The 19,831-nt window shown below is 59.2% G+C and carries 22 protein-coding genes; 10 read left to right on the top strand and 12 right to left on the bottom strand.

Annotated elements, in window-relative coordinates; translation table 11 throughout:
* Positions 1 to 4: 4 nt before the first annotated feature.
* The 4 genes from traD to LPB67_RS16285 form a co-directional block, all read right to left on the bottom strand.
* Entirely contained in the window at positions 5 to 1,891 is a 1,887-nt protein-coding gene (traD, locus tag LPB67_RS16300; protein WP_262838349.1) for a conjugative transfer system coupling protein TraD, read from the bottom strand.
* Position 1,892: 1 nt separating this feature from the next.
* Positions 1,893 to 3,737 carry a MobH family relaxase gene (gene mobH, locus LPB67_RS16295; RefSeq protein ID WP_262838348.1) on the bottom strand — a complete coding sequence of 615 codons (1,845 nt, stop codon included), beginning with the start codon at positions 3,735 to 3,737 and terminating at the stop codon, positions 1,893 to 1,895.
* 99 nt (positions 3,738 to 3,836) lie between these two features.
* The gene (locus LPB67_RS16290) at positions 3,837 to 4,454 is read right to left on the bottom strand and encodes a flagellar transcriptional regulator FlhC (RefSeq protein ID WP_262838347.1); all 618 of its coding nucleotides are present in this window, start codon (positions 4,452 to 4,454) and stop codon (positions 3,837 to 3,839) included.
* Between the two features lie 12 nt (positions 4,455 to 4,466).
* Positions 4,467 to 4,799: a hypothetical protein gene (locus tag LPB67_RS16285; protein ID WP_262838346.1), complete on the bottom strand. Its 333-nt coding sequence runs from the start codon at positions 4,797 to 4,799 to the stop codon at positions 4,467 to 4,469.
* A gap of 343 nt (positions 4,800 to 5,142) precedes the next feature.
* Here LPB67_RS16285 and LPB67_RS16280 point away from each other — a divergent pair, with 343 nt between their 5' ends.
* The 4 genes from LPB67_RS16280 (at position 5,143) to LPB67_RS16265 (ending at position 7,692) form a co-directional block, all read left to right on the top strand.
* Positions 5,143 to 5,520 carry a hypothetical protein gene (locus LPB67_RS16280; protein WP_262838345.1) on the top strand — a complete coding sequence of 126 codons (378 nt, stop codon included), beginning with the start codon at positions 5,143 to 5,145 and terminating at the stop codon, positions 5,518 to 5,520.
* Complete coding sequence (locus tag LPB67_RS16275; RefSeq protein WP_262838475.1) at positions 5,517 to 5,816, top strand: helix-turn-helix transcriptional regulator; 300 nt, start codon at positions 5,517 to 5,519, stop codon at positions 5,814 to 5,816. The genes LPB67_RS16280 and LPB67_RS16275 overlap by 4 nt, the downstream gene beginning before the upstream one ends.
* Before the next feature lie 249 nt (positions 5,817 to 6,065).
* Positions 6,066 to 6,443, top strand: a complete 378-nt coding sequence (locus LPB67_RS16270) for a helix-turn-helix domain-containing protein (protein ID WP_262838344.1) — start codon at positions 6,066 to 6,068, stop codon at positions 6,441 to 6,443.
* Complete coding sequence (locus tag LPB67_RS16265; protein ID WP_262838343.1) at positions 6,421 to 7,692, top strand: type II toxin-antitoxin system HipA family toxin; 1,272 nt, start codon at positions 6,421 to 6,423, stop codon at positions 7,690 to 7,692. Before LPB67_RS16270 ends, LPB67_RS16265 begins: the two co-directional genes overlap by 23 nt.
* A gap of 87 nt (positions 7,693 to 7,779) precedes the next feature.
* Here the strand turns inward: LPB67_RS16265 and LPB67_RS16260 are convergent, their stop codons facing one another.
* The 5 genes from LPB67_RS16260 to LPB67_RS16240 form a co-directional block, all read right to left on the bottom strand.
* On the bottom strand, positions 7,780 to 8,844 hold the full coding sequence (locus tag LPB67_RS16260; RefSeq protein WP_262838342.1) for a DUF945 domain-containing protein: 1,065 nt from the start codon (positions 8,842 to 8,844) through the stop codon (positions 7,780 to 7,782).
* A 280-nt stretch (positions 8,845 to 9,124) separates the two neighbouring features.
* Positions 9,125 to 10,141, bottom strand: coding sequence for a toprim domain-containing protein (locus LPB67_RS16255; RefSeq protein WP_262838341.1), 1,017 nt, complete (start codon positions 10,139 to 10,141; stop codon positions 9,125 to 9,127).
* Complete coding sequence (locus LPB67_RS16250; RefSeq protein ID WP_262838340.1) at positions 10,141 to 11,766, bottom strand: ATP-binding protein; 1,626 nt, start codon at positions 11,764 to 11,766, stop codon at positions 10,141 to 10,143. Before LPB67_RS16250 ends, LPB67_RS16255 begins: the two co-directional genes overlap by 1 nt.
* 74 nt (positions 11,767 to 11,840) lie before the next feature.
* Positions 11,841 to 12,152 (bottom strand): hypothetical protein, encoded by a 312-nt coding sequence (locus LPB67_RS16245; RefSeq protein ID WP_262838339.1) that lies wholly within the window; start codon positions 12,150 to 12,152, stop codon positions 11,841 to 11,843.
* A gap of 96 nt (positions 12,153 to 12,248) precedes the next feature.
* On the bottom strand, positions 12,249 to 12,812 hold the full coding sequence (locus tag LPB67_RS16240; protein ID WP_262838338.1) for a hypothetical protein: 564 nt from the start codon (positions 12,810 to 12,812) through the stop codon (positions 12,249 to 12,251).
* 458 nt (positions 12,813 to 13,270) lie between these two features.
* Here LPB67_RS16240 and LPB67_RS16235 point away from each other — a divergent pair, with 458 nt between their 5' ends.
* Together LPB67_RS16235 and LPB67_RS16230 are read left to right on the top strand one after the other, a co-directional pair.
* A complete protein-coding gene (locus LPB67_RS16235) occupies positions 13,271 to 13,939 on the top strand; it encodes a DUF1845 domain-containing protein (RefSeq protein WP_262838337.1) in 669 nt (222 codons plus the stop codon).
* A 10-nt stretch (positions 13,940 to 13,949) separates the two neighbouring features.
* Positions 13,950 to 14,327 carry a hypothetical protein gene (locus LPB67_RS16230; protein ID WP_262838336.1) on the top strand — a complete coding sequence of 126 codons (378 nt, stop codon included), beginning with the start codon at positions 13,950 to 13,952 and terminating at the stop codon, positions 14,325 to 14,327.
* Between the two features lie 104 nt (positions 14,328 to 14,431).
* On the opposite strand, the gene LPB67_RS16225 is transcribed toward LPB67_RS16230, so the two are convergent.
* Both LPB67_RS16225 and LPB67_RS16220 read right to left on the bottom strand, forming a co-directional pair.
* Positions 14,432 to 14,677, bottom strand: a complete 246-nt coding sequence (locus tag LPB67_RS16225) for a helix-turn-helix domain-containing protein (RefSeq protein ID WP_262838334.1) — start codon at positions 14,675 to 14,677, stop codon at positions 14,432 to 14,434.
* A 274-nt stretch (positions 14,678 to 14,951) separates the two neighbouring features.
* A complete protein-coding gene (locus LPB67_RS16220; RefSeq protein ID WP_262838333.1) occupies positions 14,952 to 15,164 on the bottom strand; it encodes a hypothetical protein in 213 nt (70 codons plus the stop codon).
* A gap of 90 nt (positions 15,165 to 15,254) precedes the next feature.
* Between LPB67_RS16220 and LPB67_RS16215 the strand changes: the two genes are divergently transcribed.
* The 4 genes from LPB67_RS16215 to LPB67_RS16200 all read left to right on the top strand — a co-directional run bounded on the left by LPB67_RS16215 (position 15,255) and on the right by LPB67_RS16200 (position 19,188).
* Complete coding sequence (locus LPB67_RS16215) at positions 15,255 to 16,160, top strand: site-specific integrase (protein WP_262838332.1); 906 nt, start codon at positions 15,255 to 15,257, stop codon at positions 16,158 to 16,160.
* Between the two features lie 496 nt (positions 16,161 to 16,656).
* Positions 16,657 to 16,905 carry a helix-turn-helix transcriptional regulator gene (locus tag LPB67_RS16210; protein WP_262838331.1) on the top strand — a complete coding sequence of 83 codons (249 nt, stop codon included), beginning with the start codon at positions 16,657 to 16,659 and terminating at the stop codon, positions 16,903 to 16,905.
* A 109-nt stretch (positions 16,906 to 17,014) separates the two neighbouring features.
* Complete coding sequence (locus LPB67_RS16205) at positions 17,015 to 17,950, top strand: site-specific integrase (RefSeq protein ID WP_262838330.1); 936 nt, start codon at positions 17,015 to 17,017, stop codon at positions 17,948 to 17,950.
* A gap of 8 nt (positions 17,951 to 17,958) precedes the next feature.
* Positions 17,959 to 19,188, top strand: a complete 1,230-nt coding sequence (locus LPB67_RS16200) for a DUF1173 domain-containing protein (protein ID WP_262838329.1) — start codon at positions 17,959 to 17,961, stop codon at positions 19,186 to 19,188.
* A gap of 206 nt (positions 19,189 to 19,394) precedes the next feature.
* Here the strand turns inward: LPB67_RS16200 and LPB67_RS16195 are convergent, their stop codons facing one another.
* The gene (locus LPB67_RS16195) at positions 19,395 to 19,703 is read right to left on the bottom strand and encodes a hypothetical protein (RefSeq protein WP_262838328.1); all 309 of its coding nucleotides are present in this window, start codon (positions 19,701 to 19,703) and stop codon (positions 19,395 to 19,397) included.
* Positions 19,704 to 19,831: the final 128 nt, after the last annotated feature.

Genomic DNA, 19,831 nt, shown 5'->3' with positions numbered 1-19,831 from the left:
GCCTCTAAGTTGGACGGTCGAAATCTGGATTGAGGATTGGGAAGCGTCCCTTGATGATCCTGCCACCCGACACCGACGCAAAATACTGCAGGTTCGGCAGCTTGCCGAGAATGTCGGCCGGGATCAACTCTTCCATGCTTTCGCTCAACTGGGCCGAGGACACCGAGGTGAAGTCGCCAAGGTGGGCATCGGACGCCTCGCTCAAGCCGACGCGCACCGTGTGAATGGCCGTCTTGCCGAACGTCTCGACGATGAAGTCCTGCGTGGGACGATCCTTGGACCTCAGGGCGATCAGGTTGTTGAGGTTGCCAAGCGCCATGCGCGCGGCGTCTTCGCTGCCGAGCCGTTTGGCGAGATCGGCCAGCGTCTGCATCGCGCAGGTGGTGAAGATGCCGCCTTCCGCTCCCTTGTTGAGGATCTCGATCAGCGGCTGGTTGATCACGTTCGAGACCTCGTCGACGAAGAGCGAGATGCGCCGGTAGCCGCCCAGGTTGTAGCGCATGCCCGCGCGCGCGGCCAGGTCGGCCAGCGAGAGCGCGCCGATGGCCGACGCCACCGACGGGTCGGGCAATGAGTCAAGGCACATGTAAAGGACGTGGCCGCCGCGCTCGATTTTTTCGAAATTCATGATCGGCCGCACGTCGACGGCGTCGAATGGGTCGGGCGACAGGCTCAGCCCCAGGTCGCCGGAGGTGAGCATGGACAGGATCGGCAGCAGGTTCGCGGTGATCTTCTGGTAGTGCTCCCGGTTGTGGCGGAAGGTGCGTACCTGCGAGTCGACGACCTTGTTGTGCTGGTTCTGCGGCACGTGATGCTCGTAGAAGGCGACGAAGGCGAGCAGGTCGTTGCTGGCCGCTTCCGACGGCCTTTTCAGGTTGCCGCGTTGTGCATCACCCAGCAATTTTCTCATCTCCGGCTGATCGCGCCAGGTCGAGCCATAGACGCCATTGAAGAAGCGGCGCAAGGACGCTTCCAGCACCGGTTCGATGCCGCCCTCGATGTACTTGGTCAATTTCATTAGGTTCGGCCGCTCCTCGAGATCAACCAAGCCCTGGACCACGACATTGACGGCGTCCCATCCGAACGCGCTGAAGGCGCCGGCGGTATCCGGAGGCATGACCGATTGAATCCGCGAGGCGATTTCGGTCGGTTTCTGCCAGTTGAACGTGAAGTCGAGCCGTACGCCGTTTTCGGGAAATGCCGGATGAAATTCAAGGAAGGTGTCGGCGTCGCGGTAGTCCGCGCAGGCCCGCATCACGGCCCTTTTCAGGCGGCGGCTATTTTTTGGATCGATGACGACGACGACATCGCCGCGCCGCACCGCCTGCGTGACCAGATTGGCGAGCGCCACCCCCTTGCCTGACTGCGTCGTGCCGACCAGCAGCGTGCCGCCTTCAAAGTTCTGCAGCGGACGATAGAGCGCGTGCTCCCTCGATTCGACGCCGTGAATGTAGGGAAGACCGATCTCGCTGTCCGGTTGTGGATTCGCCTCGTAGCCTAGGCAATGCAGCAAGACAGGCGACACGGAATAGTCGCGGAAATTCACTTTTGACAGTTCATACAGACGCTGGGAATGCACCGGCAGCCATTCGAAGCCGAAGCCCAGGAAGACCTGGTCTGGCTGCCTGCACAGCGTCTTGAGCTCCTTGGTGGTTAGCACCTGCATGGCCCGCCCCGATAGCGACGCGCGGACAACCAGGATTCGCAGTGCCTGATGCATGCGGCGTATTGTCATCCACATGCATGCGATGGCGAGCGGCCCAGTGAATTGACTGGGCAGTTCCGCTCGAACCGAGATGGTGACAAAGAATACCAGGGAAATGAACCAGGCCAGCGCTGCATAGGCCTCGTAGGCACGGCGCCACGGCATCTCATATTTTCGGATCAGCATGTTAGCCTTCCCCGGCATTTCCAGCGTCGAAATCGGCAGGGTCAAGTCCGGCTATGAAACGAGGGTGGAGGACCAGGCCCAACTTCTTATCGTCACCGAAGTCGAGAACATCGGTCTGTGATGATGAACCATTGGTCCCGTGGCTATGCACGAGCATTCCTACATCGGCCAACGCGCGCAATGCCAACGATGGCTCGATCCTGCGGCCTTCGAATTCTGCAAGCGGAATGAAGAGGCCCGCCGAGACGGTTCGAGCGGCCGCCACGGCACCGTCACGATTCAAGGTGTCGACGATTTGTGCTAGCGCGTCGCGTACAGCGGGATTCAAGCGCATCGGCGCTTCGAGCTTGAATGTCGGCAGAACTGACGCGTGTTTGCTTACGGTCGATTCAGCGTGCTTTGACCGCGCTTGTCCCGCGTGGGCCGGATTTGCTGACGCTGCGATGTCGCCGATGATGCCTACCGTTGCCGTGGCGCGGGATCGGTCATGCGGGGCTGGCTCCGTCTCGATTGGCAGCGGGAGTTGGCGGGCCGGTGAAGGTTTATGAGCTGTATTGACCAGCGTGGGGCCACCATGCGCCGCAGAATTCGGTGCGGCGCTGGCGCCGGCGTTGGCGCTTGCGGCAGAGTGAATCAGTGGAACAGCAAGCGGCTTGGGCTCGGGGTCGAGGCCGGCGAATAGAATCGCCGGGGACGACAACCTGACAGCTTCGATCACGGTCTTGAGATCGGGTGGAGCAATATGCCATGTGGCCTGGCCGGAATGCTGTGGCTCGAAGACGCCGGCCGCTATCAGAATCTCGAGCATCGTTTCCGGCGCCTTGGGTATCCCGGGCAATTGATCGGATTCGAGCAGGACGCGCATTTCCGTCGCCGCGTTCGGCCAGACGATGAACAGGCCATCGCTGCCGTACCAGACGCGCGATTTCTCGCCATTTGGGGTCCAGGCCGAATTGGAACTGACAATCCGGCGCAATGCGTCAACCAGATAGCGCTCCAGGTGTGATCCAAGTTGCGGCTGCCCGTAGCGATCTGCGCTCGCCTGCAGATACCGGTCGACGACGAGCGCGACCGAACGACGTACCAGGTCGTCCAGAATATTGCGGTCACGGTAGATCGGCATGCCTGAGATGCTCGCCATCATATGCGGCACGATGACCGTATTGCCGGTGGCGAGGTGCTGCAGCATCTCCCCCGACACGACATGGGGCAATGCGAATACGCCCAGCGTGCGGCTCTCGTGCACGTTGGGGAGCCATTTCAAATAGAAACGCGTCACGCTGTGGGCGGACAGCCAGCTTGCCAGCGGCGACAGGTATGGCTGCCACTCGTCGCCATGTTCGTTGGTGACAATGACATGGCACAGGGTGCGATGGATCTCGCTGCACAGGCCCGCGATGAAGGTCGCGTGCCGCCACCTCGGTTCCAGATGACGACGTGTCGTGATCGTCGCGCGTCCCGAAAAGATGTGGCCGTCCGTTCCCTGCAGGCTGAAGAAGGCGGTTTCCAGCCCCATGCGCAGAAGCCCGCCCGGTGCGTTGAAATAATTGTCCGGTGTCGCAGGCAGCAGATGTACGAATTCGGCGTAGCGGCGTATCAGCGACAGCAACTCCTGTTCGAAGGTAGGGCGGTCCATGCCGTAGCAGACCTTGATACGCTCGATCAGGTCCGAGTGTGGGGCCAGTATCTCGTCGATGGACAGGGCCGGAATGCCCGGGTCGACCGGCGGATAGGGCGCCGCTTGCGCGCCGCTGGTCGCCGATGCTGGCGGGGCGATGTTTTCGGGGGCGGATATGTTTGCACGCCGCAGACCGAAACTACCCAGAAGACGATCTACGGTGCGCATGCTTGGTCTGGAAGATGATGGACGATTGATGTTCGCGCAGGTCGCTGTCCGCCACCAATCGAAATGGCCGACTTACGATGGGGGTTTTGACATCAGGGTCTACCTTCGCTGTCTCGGCAGGGCGAGCACGCTGAATTGAAGCGCCTTCAGGTCAGGAAGCGCGTTGACCGGAAACGACGATTGGATGCGCGGATCGCTTGCGTAACGCTTGACCAGTTTGCAAAACGGGCACAAGTGATTGCCGATAGGATGGGCACCGATCGAGGTGACATATTGGCTGGTGCAGGCCGGACAGGTCACTAGCGAGAAGCTCGCTGCCCTGACGAGCCAAATGCCGTCCATATGGGAGGCCAGGTCGAAGGCGCGGTCGAAATGAATACGCGGAGCCATGTGGCAAGCGGCGAGATAGTGTTTGTACGCCGCCACAAGCGCCTCGGCCGGGCCGAAGCCAAGGTCCCGAACGCGTCGATAAACCGAAACGAGGATCGACGCTTCGGCCCGATTGAGCAAATTTGCGTTGTGATACCAGTCGGGGGAATCGGGCGGGCGTCCTCGGGGCGCCAACTGGCGGTCGGGAAAAAACAGATCGCCCAACTGCCCGTGTGGCATGCCGGTCACATAGCCGATGGTGCGGATGCGCGCACCGAGCGCGGCGCAGTCCTTCGCCAAGCCGAGCGCGCGAATATGGCGCTCGGCGCAAGTCGTATTTTTCGTCACGATGGCCTCCGCTCACGAGGCGCGGCAGCATCGGGGAAATAGTGTGCCCGGCATCGGCGGGGTCTGGTAAGGAGGATGGACCGACGTGATCGGCCCGGCGAGAGGGACGGGCAGTTTCAATAGCGAGACGAGATCCTGGCGCGGCGGGAACAGGCACTCGTGTCCGATATTGGCCACCATGACCAGGATCTGATCGAACGTGAGGTCGCCCAGGAAGCGCGCCTGGTCGACATGCAAGCCGAACTTGCAGCATCCGGAAACCAGGTCTTGCTTGATACTGTCCCTCATCGTGATCAGCATGGACAAATTCAGAAGTTGCACATCGGAAAATTGCACATCACCCATGACTCATTTCCTTTCGGCAGTACTATCAACACAATCGTCTTGCAACAAACATAGGCGGGCGATTGATGTAGATAAATAGGGAGGTGCTTCAAGATGCAGGCTTGATTGCACATGTGCTTTAATTTATATTTTGGGTAATGTTGTCGTCAAGAGCAAATGCTCTGAACTCTTCAATTGCCACAAGCAAATGCTCCGATTTCGGCGTGCTTTGCTGGGCGGTGAAAAAAATCAAAAGCGGACCGTGCAGAATCCGACAAGAAAATGAGAGGGAGTAGGGAACATGGACACCGGTGAATGCCAGCAGGGCCAAGGTTGTAGCTACAAAGCGGGATTGAAGCGTGATGTGGCCGGGAAGTGTGGCGTAGGCGCTGAATTTCGTGAGCGCTTGATCGCGAAGCTCGATGCCGCGATGGTGCCGAAAGGCGCGCGACTGGCCCACTTGTCGGCCTTGACCGGCCGCGTTCCACAGACGTCGCGACGGTGGATCGACCCCGTCAAGCCGGGCCTGCCAGACTTGGAATCGTTCGCGCTGTTGTGCAAGGGATTCAAGGTTGATGCGAACTGGTTTCTCGGATTGAGCCCTGCAAATTCTGCCAGTCTGGATGATGGCGCGATTGGACAGTGCCAGGATACCCGGATGGGCGATGGTCCCTCTGCCGCGACGTGGATTGCCCCCGTGGTCCAAGACTTGTCCGATGCCGTGATCGTTGCTTGCCGATGAAGATGCCGGGCGACGATATGGAGCCGATCATCCACGATGGCGACATGGTGTTTGTCGATTTCGAAACGCGGGACATCGTCGGAAATGGTATCTATGTCGTCGAATGCGACGGTCGTGTCATGGTCCGCAATGTCGAGAGTCGCATCGGCGAAGGACTGGTGCTAAGTTGCGCGAACCAAAATTACCAGCCATCGCTTGTTGTGAAGAACACGGCGGCAGCTCAGCGCCTGGGTTTGAAGGTGCTGGGGAAGGCGCGTGGTTGCATCAGTATTCTGAACTTTTGCCGGATGAATTGACCGGATCGGTCTCGTTGCCAGATCGATAGATGGGGATTGGCTAGTGAAAAGGTGTCACTGGATTGCGAATTTGTTGAACTATATACATCAAACATTCGCTTCGTCCCAAAGTTGTGTTGCTCTCATGTTTGTCCGATAAAATAGACAAACAACGGAAGTTTGTCGGTGTTATCGGACATTTCCATGGCGTGATGAATTAATTGTCCGATAAAATTGACAACGCGAGAATCTTTGTCCAATATATCTGACATGAAGACATCGCCATCCCGCCCCTTCCCGGCAATCGAAAAGCAGATGGCCGCGCTCGGCCAGCGGCTGCGGGAAGCCCGTCTGCGCCGCGGCATTAGCACGCTCCTGTTCGCTGAACGGATGAACGTATCACGCGATACGCTCAATCGCCTCGAGAAAGGCGATCCCAGTATCGCCATGGGCACCTATGTCCGGGCCCTGCGTGTCCTCGGTGTCGAAAAGGATATCGACAAAGTGGCGAAGGATGACGAGCTCGGCCGCAAATTGCAGGACCTGAAGATGCCGGTCGCGAGAAAGCCGAGAGGACGCCTGGCGCCGTCCAAACCAGCGGGCAGTGAAAACGGTACAGAAGACAATGGTCACCAAGAAGCCGAATAACGGTACGCGCGACGCGTACGACGTCTATCTCTGGGCAGCCGACCTGGGGGTGGAGGCTCGCGTCGGCACCATGTACCGCGACACCTTGCGTTTGGAGTTGCCTGCCAGCTTTGCCTACGACAGCGACTGGATCAAGAGCGGAAATAGTTTCATGCTCGATCCGCGCCTGGAGCTGTGGGCGGGCGAGCAGCACCCCGAGGTCGACATGCCGGCCTTCGGTGTGTTCATGGATTCCGCCCCGGATCGCTGGGGTCGGGTCTTGCTTGAGCGGCGCGAAGCCGCAATGGCTGAGCGGGAAGGGCGCAAGATGCGTCAGCTCCACGAAGTGGACTTCCTGTTGGGCGTGCATGACTTGACCCGTATGGGGGCGCTGCGCTTCCGGAAAGGCGCCGACGGCCCGTTTCTGGACGACCATCCGCATGCGGCGCCTCCGGTCACCAGTCTTGGCGAACTGGCCCACATCAGCCGCCGTATCGAGGAGCCTGGCGTCGAGAAATTGCCGGAGTACGAAAAATGGTTGGCCATGCTGATCACGCCCGGCAGTTCCTTGGGCGGCGCGCGGCCGAAGGCGAACTTCACCGATGGCGATGGTCTGCTGTGGTTCGCGAAATTTCCGGCCAGCGACGATCGCTATGACGTCGGGGCATGGGAGTTCGTGGCCCATTCACTCGCTGCCAGGGCAGGCATTGTCGTGCCAGAAGCGCGCATCGAACTATTGAACGAGCGCTACCGCACGTTTTGCATCCAGCGTTTCGACCGCAGCGGCGACAGCCGCAGAATGTTCGCTTCCGCGATGACGCTGCTCGAACGAAGGGATGGCCAGCCAGGCGGCAGCTATCTAGACCTTGTCGAGTTCATCGAGGATCAAGGGGCACGGAACCATATCGCTGCGGATCTGGAGCAGTTGTTCCGGCGCGTGGTGTTTAACGTGCTGATCGGCAACCGGGACGATCACATGCGCAACCACGGGTTTATCCGGGAAGCCACCGGCTGGCGCCTCTCTCCCGCCTACGACATGAACCCCAGTCCGGACAAGGCGAGCCACGCCTTGACCCTGGATGGACACAATGCGCAGCCAAGCTTGCCGGCGGCTGTCAGCTGTGCCGACATGTACCGATTGAGCGCGGCGCGCGCCAACGTCCTCGTGGACGAGGTGCGTGGCGCACTTGCCGGCTGGCGCGACGAGGCTCAACGTCAAGGACTGTCACGTCTCGAGATACAACGCATGGAGGCGGTGATTCAAGCGTAACCGGACTGTCTCCAGGTCCTTCATCTTGGACGGAACAGATGCTAGAAAATAGGCATCCCGATCGGGATGCCTATTTCACTTCGAAACTCATACCGCCTCGGCCAGCCCCTTCCACTCGCTCGCTGCCAGGTCGATCAATTTCCCGCCGAGCGCCTCGAATTCGGTCGCCCGGTCGTAGTCCTCGACGTCCTGCGAGTAGTGCGTGACCGCGTTGACCAATCCATACGCCGACAGGTCACCATCGACAATCAAGTGGCGCAGGACACCAGCGCGCTCAGCCTCGTTGAGCGTGTAGCGATTGGCCAGCACTTCGACGGTCTTCACCGGATCGCCGGTCAGCTTGATGCCCAGCGTTCGTTGCATCTTCTGCGCGACCTGAACGAAGCTTGCCTCGGACACGGCCGCTTCGACCACGTCGCGTACCTTGAGAAAGAATGCCGTGTCGTCGGCGGCGAGCGTATCGTCGCGGAACACGGTGATCACTTCCTCGTCCGATTGCGAGATGCGCCCGACGTGGGTCTTGCGCAGGCCGTGATCGGCGGCGATCAAGCCGTTTCTGCAAATTAGCCGATAGATCAGTGGCTGCACCGACAGCGTACCGTGGCCAACTTCGGAATTCGTGATCACGATTCCAGCTTGCACTATATCGCCTGGCGCCATTTCAAACTGGGTGCTTGGCGTGATGACCTTGATGTACATCTTTGTTTCGGTCAGTTCGACCGATTCAAAGCGCACTTCCGGCAGCTTCTGCAGAATCGGCAGCACATTCTCGGCCAGGTCAAAATTGTCCAGCCGGCGGTAGCGATCCGACAGGACCGCGCGCACGTTGCCGTCAAGCGTACGGATCATGCGCCTTTCGCTATCGGTCTGCAGCCATGTGTTCACGTTCCGGTCGAGTAGGCCAGGTTGCTCCGCGCGCATGCGTTCGAAGTATGCGAAGGGAATCTTCAGTTTTTCCGCCAGTTGACGGCGGGCGAGGTTGGTGATGTCATACTTTCCGACGCCGCCAGGTTCTTCGATCATCATCTTGCACTTGCCTCCGTCATCGGTATGGCAGAGCATCATGGAGGAGGGCACGATCATGTCTCGCTTGCTCGCGAGCTGGCGTTCGAGTTCGTGAGCGAGGTTGATGAGAGAACGTCCGTTTTTCATGGCAATACTCCAAAGAAAAAGCGGAAACGACATGACCCATGGCGGGATGTACGTTCCCGCAGGGGTCAATGATTGACTCAATATTCCGAGTCGGCTATGCGCGGTCAACCGCGCGCGTGATGGCAGGGCTGTCTTCGATGCGCGCAAAGCGTGCATCCTGGTATGACAGCAACCAGCGAAAAATCTTTTCGACGTGATCTCGTCAAGATCGCGCAGGAAAGACCTTTCATCCGTTCGGCCTTCGGAAAAACGGACGCGGCATTGCTGCCGCGCCTTAAACCTACGCCATCTGTTCGACGTGCCCAATACGCGAGCACCAGACATCGGCCCAGTCGGTTCCGGCGTGCCGGGGTACGAAGACCTCGACCTGCCGGGAGTCTGTTCTATTGACGTCCCTCGTCAAGCGCCGCGCCAGGGAAAACGCGCAGGCCTGGCCCTCGAACTGGGCGTCGCCATCATTGTCGGCATAGATGCGGATGCGGCGCACCGATTCCGGCAACCACAGCTTTTCCATATTGCCCGCATTGATCGTCGCCCAGACGGGCTTGCCGGTACTTAAGTGCACGGCCAGTGCGGTCTCGATGCCCTCCGCAATCGCCAATTCCTCATCTGCGGCGTACAACCTGATGGCAGAGCCTCCAAATCCGGCCGATAGCACCTTCTTCGCCTCGTGCTGCAATGCCTTGCGGCCATCGGTGAGGTAGGTGCGATGCAAGGTGACAGCATGCCCATCGGCTCCCTGGATACAGGCGAGCATGGCAGGGTACTCTGCCACCTGGCATGACTTTCCCGACGCATCCTTTTCATAGAAGCCAAGGGCGGGGTGATATCGCAGCACTTTCGGATAGGCGCTCAGCGTAATGCCGCGGTTGCGCAGGTAGCGATCGACTTCGTCGCCCTGTGCAATTGGCTGCGCTTCGCCCCATATCCGCTTGGCCAGCTTCTTCATCCAGTCCGCGGACGGTTCGACCGTTCTCGGATGCGAATGATGGCTGACGGGGGCGCCGCGGCCGACATGCTCCTCAAGCTTGGTCAACACCGTGCCGAAGTCCCAGCCCAGTGCGCCCTGCAGCAGTTTGAGTCCGCCGCCGGGGCCGCAGCCGCGACAATGGTAATTCCCTTCGCCAAACTTGTCGGTATACTGAAACCGGTCACGTCCGGCGCAAAGGGGACAAGGCTGATTGCGCTTGTTGAGAATTTTCTTGTCGACGCCGAGCATGGGCAGCAGCTCACTCCAGCGGCCATGGGCGCGTCCCTTGATGTCGGCGACGCGTGCTTCGAAGGCTTCGCTTTCCATCATGACCTCCCTTGCGCAAGTGCCGCATGCGCCACCGGCGCGGGGAGGACGTCGATCACGTGCTTGCCGTGCGCATGCCCGATCTGGAGCTGAAAGGTCTTACCGCGCAATAGCGGGTAATTCTCCAGCCTCAATTCCTGCAATAGCGACCCAAGTGTCGACTGGGGATCGACCGAGCGCAGCCTGTCTATCAGATCCGCAAGCGCGGAGCGATCGGCGTCGCGGTCTTCCTCAAGGAAACGGTTGTCGGAATCGATGAAATCCGACGCCTGCCTTACCGCTTCGCCGGTCCATTCTCCGGGCGGGATGAATATCACGCCGTCGCAATAGACGCCGACGTCGGTGACAGTCACGCAATCGGCGCCGATCGATATCTCGACGGCGTCGCACAGAATGACTTGCGGCGTAACCCAGCGGCCGTCGAGCGTCATCCTGCATTGCTCGTTGATCGCCTTGGCCCGGATGGACTCTTCCTTGATGGCGTCGACGTAAGGGTGTACCCAGTGTTCCGGATGCAGTTCCAACGTCGACAGGACGGTGTAATCCCTTGCCTTGGCAAACATCCAGCCGGCGGCGTTCTCGCTGCTTACGGCATCGAGATCGACCAGGTGCACGCTGCCATCCACCACTTCCGCGCGCGTCACACATTTGTCGGGGGCGGCAAGGTAGCAGCGCCCTTCGTAGCCCTCCTGAATCGGATAACCCGAGATTCGATGGGTCAGGCAGGTGGGCAATGCCGGCACGTCGTTGATGAGATCAACATGCTGCCAGTAGCGCATGACGTCGAAAAACGCTTCGACGAATTCCTCCGCGCCCAAGCTGCTTTTCGCGTCGTGCAGCATTTGGCGCCACAGCCACTTCATGCAGGCATAGACCCGTTTTGTCTGATCGTCTTCATCGATGAGCTTGTCGCGGTCGGGAAGGCGGGCGACAAACTGCCTCGCATCGAGGTGCACGACATTGACCTGGAAGCCTTCAAAAAACGATGGACGGGCCACGCAAAGCCCTTGCAGGAACATCAGGGTATTGCGCGTGTACTTCCCATCGCCAGTGCCTCGCAGGTACACCTGCCCGATGTGCGTGTTCATAAACGGCAGCTGGTCGACCGCGTGAATGCGCGGCAGCTCGGCGCCGTTGAACCAGACCCGGACTGGAAAACCGCTACAGATCGCGTGCAGGCGAAACTTCAAGTCGGGTAGCTGCACCCCATGCAGTTCCACCGCCGTATGCGACAGCGGCGCGATATCGTGTACCTCGACCGGTTGCCTGGCCAGCGCTTCGCTTGTTACAAAATCGATCTTCTGGTCGCGCGACGAAACGATGCAGCGCGATGCGGCATACAGGCATTTCGAAAAGCCGATGCCGAACGGCCGTTCGTGGTCGCAGGTTTCATTGTCCCAGCCGGACTCGTTAAAAGTCAGCAGTTTCTGAAAGTCCGCGATTCCCCGTCCGTCGTCGACCACGCGCAGGATGCCCGTCGCGTCGTCGTAGGCGATCTCGATGCGCCTGGCGCCTGCGCGCCGGGCATTTTGCATCAGCTCGGAGACGAGCGTGAACTTGTCGGTGAATGCATAGCGCTGGTTGCGCAGTGCGCCTTCCTCATTGATGCGGATATGAATGTTCATGTGAGTGCTCCTGGAATGATGGGCGGAACACTGCCCCAAGCGGGGCAATGGCCCGCGTTGGGGGAAGAACAGATTTAGTGACGCACTTGTGGCGTATACAACTGCCCGGCGCGCAGGGCTTCGCCGAGACTGTGCGACCCGAGTTCCTCGGGCTGGACGTAGAGCGTGCTCGTGGCATTGCCCTCGTCGTCAAGACGTTGCACCTTATAACCGTCCGGATACCACTGGATCATGTATACGAGCTGGTCGGCGCCGGAAATGACGAACTTGCGTCCGAGCTGTCCGGTGACGATCTCGCTTTCTTTGACCAGAAATTCAATATCTTCGGAGGCGTGGACATTGACCATCGGGCCACGCCGGCGTTTGCTATGGGTTGCGGTGAACATGGCAATTCTCCTGAATGATAAATCGTTGAAATGGTGGCGCAGTCGGCCGAACCATTGAATCGGTCCGCTGGCGACGCACACTGGGACATGGCGCGATCAGGCGAACAAGTCGCCTTGCACGCTGTGCTTCTTTACCTGCTCATTGATCCACTGTGGATTTTTCGACAATCGACTTTCGATCCACGTTGGATTTCTGAGGACCGCCTCACGTACCCATGACGGGTATCGCATCAGCGTCGCATTGAGCCAGAACTTGACCTGACATTGAATTGCATCGCGAATCTCGTCGGCGTCCAATCGCCCGAAATAGGGCAGTGGCGACAGCGGGCTGCAGCCGACCACATTGAGGCAATTGACGAACGAGAATGGCCGGCTCTCTTTCTCGCGCTCGGTGAAAATCCAGCGCAAGGTGTCGAGCTTTTCTTCAAGGGGCGTTGCCGGGTCGCGCAGTCCACCCACTTCCTTGAGAAGACGCCAGTGTAGAAATACGATGTCTTCTTCGTCCCATTCGCCGGTTGGCGCGTCATTAAATGGCGTCGTATCCTCGTCAACGGGATCGATCATCATCGATAGAACGGACTGCCCCGCAACTGGCGGACTGCGTCCGGCAGCCGGATCGGGGAGTCGCCCTGCCGAGGGTGCTGAAAATGAATTCTGCATCATTGCCTCCAAAAGAAAATGAGGGCAATGCGCGCCGCAGGCGGGAGCGATTGCCCCCACGGGGTGATGAACGGCCGGCATGGAGACCGGCACTGCTTGGACTGGCTTGGGTACGTGACGGCAAGAGCCGCGTGATCGGTGTGCCAGCTACCGATGCGAGAAAGCTTTCGACGCCAGAAGAAAATCTAGCGTCGAAAGCATTCTTTCTGACGATGGGCGACAGGCACAATCGAGAGCGTGCCGCGGGTGCGCATATGAGATGAGGGGCTGGCCAATCGCTTGCAGGGCTAGCTGCTGCATAGCGCCAAGTTAGTTCGGCGGTGCGCCGATGTCAATATGGTTTCGATTCAGAGCCGAGGCTGGTGCCGAAATCCCCAACGTCCGTTCGCCATTTTTGGTGGCGGGTATCGACGCGAGCCGCGACCATGGGGGCGGTGGAAGCACACGAGGAGCGCGACATGACAGACACGAAAATGGTGGTGACGGACCTGGGCGAGGCGAACGCACGCATATTGGCGAAAGAGGTGAAGGCGGATTTTCGCCGCGTCGAGCAGGCCAGCGTGAAACTGATGACCCATTTCACGAGCGCCGAGGCCAAGCGCTTGTTCGTACGCTTCTTCAGTACCTTGCAGCTCAATAGCCATTTCGTGTCGGTCATCGCACGCACCAAGCTAAAGCATGAGGATGTCGAGCGCGTCGAAGCGCTCTTGCGGGGCAAGCTTGGCACCGCCACCGAGGAATTGAACAAGGCGATCGACGGCGCGGAAGCCCTGTTCAAGGTCAACGGAATTACAAGCCTTGCCACCTACGACACGAAAGCCCTGGAGATCGAGGTCGGCGTCATTTCTTCGACCGGCCGGCGTTACCTGGAATTGTTGAACAAGTTCGATCAGGTGATGCCCTTGCTGCAGACCTTGGAGATCCATGAAGTGATCACGGCGCGCGAGGCCGATATTCAGCGTGCCGGCTTCAAACGTGCGATCCGTGGCGTGGCGGTTGCCGCCCGCAATCTGGCAACGGGACTGCGCCGTCGCATGAACGCGATGGGAACGCAGGATCCGGCACCAGAGCATCGATCGGAAAACCCGGCGAAAGGTCCTGCGCGTCAGGATAACGCGTTGGACTAAGCCGAAAGAATTGTTGATTTTAATCAAGGCGTATTCATATTGCATGGGCAGAATTGATGAAAATCAATTTGCTCACAAAGAGGGTGACATGGGCAAATCTGGTCAGCAGGCTTTCTTGACAGGGGTAACGCAAGACGATATGCATATCCGAATGATCGCCGTCGCCATTGAATTGCACGCGACGCATGGCAGATACTTCGCAGTTGCATTCCTGGAAGAGAACAACTTCGGCATGGGCGAAGGATATTGGGATCTCGCTATTGAGCCCAACGGTTCCTCGATGTCCAGTGGATATGCCGTTCCAATTGTCGGCTGTAGCCAGGGGCAGCAACTCAGCCATGTCAGCTTCTCGCCTGTGCACGTTGTAAGAAATAGCGCCGATGAGTGAGGCTGCGCTGGATGCCAACCCAGCCATCCAATGCCGCATCGCTCGAAGCCATCATCAGCGATGGGAGCGCCCATTTGAACGGAGGAGGCGTGCTTGCAAACTGCTCAAAGACTCGCATCCGCCAAGATGTCTGCGGCATTCGCGTTGAGCGCTTCCGCAATGCGTACGAGATTCAAAATCGAGAGATTATTTTCGCCGCGTTCGATCTTCCCCATATTGCTGCGCTCGACGCCACAGTCGATCGCTAACTCTTCCTGCGAGACGCCCAACTCTTTCCGTCGCGCGCGAATCGCGGCGCCTAGCCGCACTAATTTTTTATCGCTGTCGAGTTTGGAAGAGAGCCTGGGCATGCGCCCATGGTGGTGTCATGCTGCTTCTAACACCACGTGATTGGATACCCTATTGCGAAAGTGACGACCGTGGAACTTCTCGTCCAGAGACTTCCGGGCGGTAGGGCGTTCATCGTACTTGGCACTTGGCGCAATTTCAGAATCTGTAAATACGACTCTTAACAATATTTAGTCAAGAGCAACGAATACCATTTTATAGAGGATTTTTTCCAGCGGCATTGGTGATTTTATAGTTGTTCCAGTGGAAAAATATCTATTTAATAACTACAATTGGTTAAGCAATGATGTCTATTTGGTACGGATTTTCTGCCAAATATAGGCAACCGCGAAGACTGCTGGCAATAGAAAATGCAATCGACGGCTTGAGGGGGGACACGAGGGAAATCGAAAAATTTTTTGATGCAGTTGTGCGAGCGACATCGCGTGGCGTTGCCGCGCCAAGAAAACCAATCCGAGTCCAGTCGTCTTCGAAAGCAGGTTGACGCATGGCATCTTGTTCGGCTTATCGCATTCATAGATGGGAACTTCGGGTGCAACATTAGCAAAGCGTGCTTTCGAAATGGAAACGGATTCAATCATGCAGTCGATTGCAATGCTCCAGGACGTGATCGACGGAAAACCCTATCATGCCGTGGCATTTGCATATGGCGTAACACGTACCGTCGTGGAGCGCCGCATCAAGGCGGCGGTGCTCATGCTCTCACGCGAGGTCGGGATCGATGGCGTCAATCAGGACGGCCCCGTCTTCGTCCAGCGACTTCGAGCGCGCAAACTGGAAATTGCCGATGCGATCCGGCGGTACAAACCGCGGACAGCGCAGGCACCACAAGAGAAACCTGTCGGGCGACGGCTCACCGATGAGGACATCGCGTTGGCGCTACAGAAAACGCGAATGCGCAGCGCCTGCCCGGATCGCGACGTCGCCCTGCTCATCATGTTGCTGACGACCGGAGCCCGTCCGCTGGAGGTCGCGCGGCTCGAAGTGCGCGACTATTTGAACGCTGACGGCAGCGTACGCATTGCGTCGGTCATGCGCAGCGAGGTGGCGGTCAATAGAAAGGCCAGGACGCTATGCTTCGCCAGTCCGAAGTCGCAGCAATCGATCGACAGTTACCTGGCCGATCGATTGCTGCGGGGTTTCGGCACCCAAGAGGCAGCGACCTTTCGCGGCCTCGATCCCCACAGCCGGCTGTTCTTGACGGAGCAGGGCGCACCGTTCGACATCGTCAGCTATGGCCAGCGCGGGCAGACGCGCTTCCTGTGCCGTGGGATCCTGGACGTGTATCAAAAAATGTTCCAGCGCATCGGGTTGCCGGGCGTGTCGCCAATCAGCGTGCGGCGACTGGTCGCCGTCAGAATGAGCGAGCGCGGTGCCACGGAGGAGCAGATCGGCGAGATCCTGGGGATCAGCGAGAAAAAGTCCGTGCGCGAACTGCTATCCCAACATCGCCAATCGCTTTGGAGCGTTGTCAGCCGGATGTGAGCAGAGCGCCGCAAGCGTTATAACACCCGTCGGCATGGCAATTCGAGTTGCCGAAGCCGTTCATGGAAACCGGACGCCAACCGAAGCGTCCCAGTGGGCGAATGGCTTTCGGTATTCGCCGTGGCGAAGCGCAAGCCGGGCTTGAAAATGGTTCCCCTCTGCCTTACGCTTTCACCAGGTCGCACGACATCCCGATAAAAAGACGTTGCGCCCAACTCACCCAATCCGTCATGTCAGCGCTGGCGGCGTCGCAGTCGATACCTGCCCCACTACCCGCCGGCTCTCGCCGATGCCCACAAGTTGTCCATTTCGTTTGCGCAGTAGTCCTGCGCATTCAGTCAATATGCACTTATTGATCCATACCGTCCGGTCGGGAGTCCCCGGTATATCGTAAGTATCGATTCCCTAACGATTATGCATTTCTGGCCTCGCATGATCGCGACAGAGCAGGTCAGCTACTTCTGTCCGGCGCGCGCCGCCGGTGTTAGGGCCGATCATGTCAACAAGCAATCCGATTCATCCAATCTTTCCTGAAACTGGTTTTCTGCGGCAAGCGCAGGTATTGAATTTCGTCCCGATCTCCAAATCGACACTCTGGCGCCGGGTGCTTGCCGGAACGTTTCCGGCTCCCGTCAAACTGTCCGCGCGAGTGACCGCCTGGCGGGCCGAAGACATTCGTAGCTGGATCGTCGAAACAGGTGATTCGGGCGCCGGCACCAAACGCCCGGACGCGGAAGGTCCGTGAACGGTATCACTAATGCCGAAAGCCCCGGCTTTCCAGCGTGATTTTGGCTCGCCGGCCAGTGGCTGCCGGATCACCATGAACTACCTCGACTACAGGTGACACCGCCACCATGGAATCCGACTCAGCACTTAAATCGATTGCGATGCTCAAGGATGTCGTCGCCGGAAAGACTTACGATGCCGTCGCCGCGGAACACGGCGTTACCCGCACTGCGGTCGAGCGGCGGATCAAGGGCTTGGCGTTGAAGTTGAGCCGGGAGGTCGGCATCGACGGGCTCAATCAGGATGGCCTGGCATTCGTGCAGCGACTGCGCACATGCAGCGCATCGGTCCTGTCCGCCCTGGAGCGATACACGCCGGCCGCGTCGCAAGATGCCCCTCCCGGGCGGATACTTACCGATCAGGAGATCGACATGGCGGTTCGCAGGACGCGCTCGCGCAGCGCCTGTCCGCGCAGGGATACGGCACTGTTCTACATGCTGTTGTCGACCGGCGCGCGGCCGCTCGAAATCGCGCGAGTGGAAGTGCGCGACTACCTGTGCATTGACGGCAGCGTCAGGGAAGAGTCGGTGTTGCGTGCGGACGTTGCGATCAACCGTAGTGCCAGACCGCTCTTTTTTGCCAGCCAGCGCGCCAATGCCGCGATCGACGACTACCTGGCGGAAAGACTGCGCCACGGCCTTGGCACTACCGCCGCAGGGACGGGGCCAGCGCCTGCCAGCTATCGTGGCCTTGATCCCCACAGCCGGCTGTTTCTGACGGAGGCAGGCGCGCCCTTCGAAATCGTGAGCTATGGCGAGGTGGGGCAAACCCGGTTCCTTTGTCGGGGCATCCTCGAAACCTATCGCAAGATATTCCGCCGCATCGGCCTCGAGGGCATGTCGGCGCTGAACGCGCGTCGCACGGTCGCAGCCCGTCTGCTCGAACGGGGCGCCGCCGAGGACCAGATTGGCGTAGTGCTGGGGATCAGCGAACTGAAGTCGGTGAGGGAGCTCCTGCCGCACACGCGCCAACCCTTGCACATGGTCGTGCGCGAACTGGTGTGAGCGCGTCCATGGAAGAGCAGCGCTTCTTCATCAAGGGAGTTACCTTCGCGGCGGACGACGAGCGTTTGCAGGATGCGCTCGCGCGCGTCTACGACACACCCGAGCGTCCGCGCTGCATGTGCGTGCCGGGTGGTATCGAAATGTACGTCGCTAGGCACCGGCTGTACGTGGTCAAGCGCATGCCCGAGACGGGCACAAGGCACCATGCGTCCTGTCCGTCGTACGAGTCGGAGTTGCACCAGTCGGGACTGGGTGAACTGATGGGTGAGTCGATCATCGAGCACTCTGCGGAATCCGTGGAGTTGCGCGTCGATTTTCCCTTGGTCCGCATGCCCGGCCGGACCGTTCCGCGGGGCGAACCGTCGGAGCCTTCCGAGGTCAGTGTTCCCAGGCGCAGGATGAGCCTGCGCGCCGTCATGCACTTCCTGTTCGAACGCGCCGGAATGAACCGCTGGACGCCAAAGATGGAGGGCAAGCGCAATCAGGGAGTGCTGCACAGGTACCTGATGGAAGCGGCCGAGGATGTGACGACAAAAGGCGTGCGCCTGTCGGAGCGTCTCTATGTGCCAGAACCGTTCAGCGAAGCGACGAAGTCGCGGGCTGCGGAGCGCAGACGCAGCAAGCTCGCGCTGCTCCAGGCGCCGGACGGCGAGTCGCAATTTCGGATGGCGCTGGTATTGGGCGAGTTCAAATGCAGCGAAGCGACGCCACTCGGGCGCAAAGTCTGGGTCAAGCACATGCCCGATGCACCGTTGTTCATCAACACCAAGGCTTGGGAGCGCATTGAGCGGGTCTACGGCAGTCTGTTCGAGGCGCGCGATGCGGACACGCCGCGCAAGCCCCGCGTCGTCATGTGCGCCCTGATCTACGCGAAACGGGAGCATATCTACCAGATTGACAAGGCCAGCTTCATGCTCACCACGGATCAATGGGTTCCTGTCGATGGCATCCATGAAATCGGCTTGATCGATGCACTGGTGGCACAGCAGCGCCGCTTCATCAAGCCGCTGCGCTACGACGCCAACAGCGCGGCGCCGTTTCCGAACGCGTTATTGCTGGACGCCGGTGACACGCCGTTGGCCTTGCATGTAGTGAGTGCCTTCATGGAACCCAAGGAACGCGGGCTGAAGGAGAAAACGCTCAAGGTGAGAGGTGCCGAGGAATGGGTCTGGATCACCGACATGCCGATGCCGGCATTGCCCGTTGTGATTAGGAAAAGAGCAGCTACGGGGCAATAACGCCGCGGCGCGATCGGCATTTGAATCCGACCATGCCCAAATTTGCCAAATGTTCCGCACATGTGATTGGTGACAACAAACGAATCAACGGACTAGCCCCCGGCATAGCTTGCAAGTAGGCCGGCGGGAACGCTGAGTAGGTATGCCGATATTGATCGGATTGGCGCCGTTCCAGCGCCACGCTTGATTTTTGTTGCGACTCAATATTATATGCAATGCTCGCGACAATGATCGTGAGAATGAGGGCCTGCGCCAAGACAGTTTGCATGGACGGGTAAAGGCCGAGCACATTCGATGGGTGGTATCGAAATCGGCGTCATCTTCAAATAGCCCACCTTTTGGTGCGCTGCGACGCCTTTGCCCATAAGCACGACGGCCAGCACGCCAACCAGCGCGGAGCTGAACGCAACGAACTGGCCAATCGGCAGGCGCGCAGAGGAGCGCAACAACATGAAGCCGATTGCGCCGAGGATTGCCGCGCCCAGCCCCAAGGCCAGCAAGTAGATACATGCCATTGTCGGGCGTCCACAGCGCGGCACAACTACCCCGCGCGTTGAGGGGCGGCCGGGATTCGCGTTTATGTGAAGCTTTGCATAAACGTGAAGCGCGGCCGCTTGTTACATAGCCGAGACCAAGGCAGTGC

The sequence above is a fragment of the Undibacterium sp. Jales W-56 genome (genome assembly GCF_025548535.1).
In the GTDB taxonomy this organism is placed as follows: domain Bacteria; phylum Pseudomonadota; class Gammaproteobacteria; order Burkholderiales; family Burkholderiaceae_D; genus Undibacterium.
The sequence above is the reverse complement of the archived record's forward strand: the minus strand, read 5'-3'. Positions and strand labels throughout refer to the sequence as shown.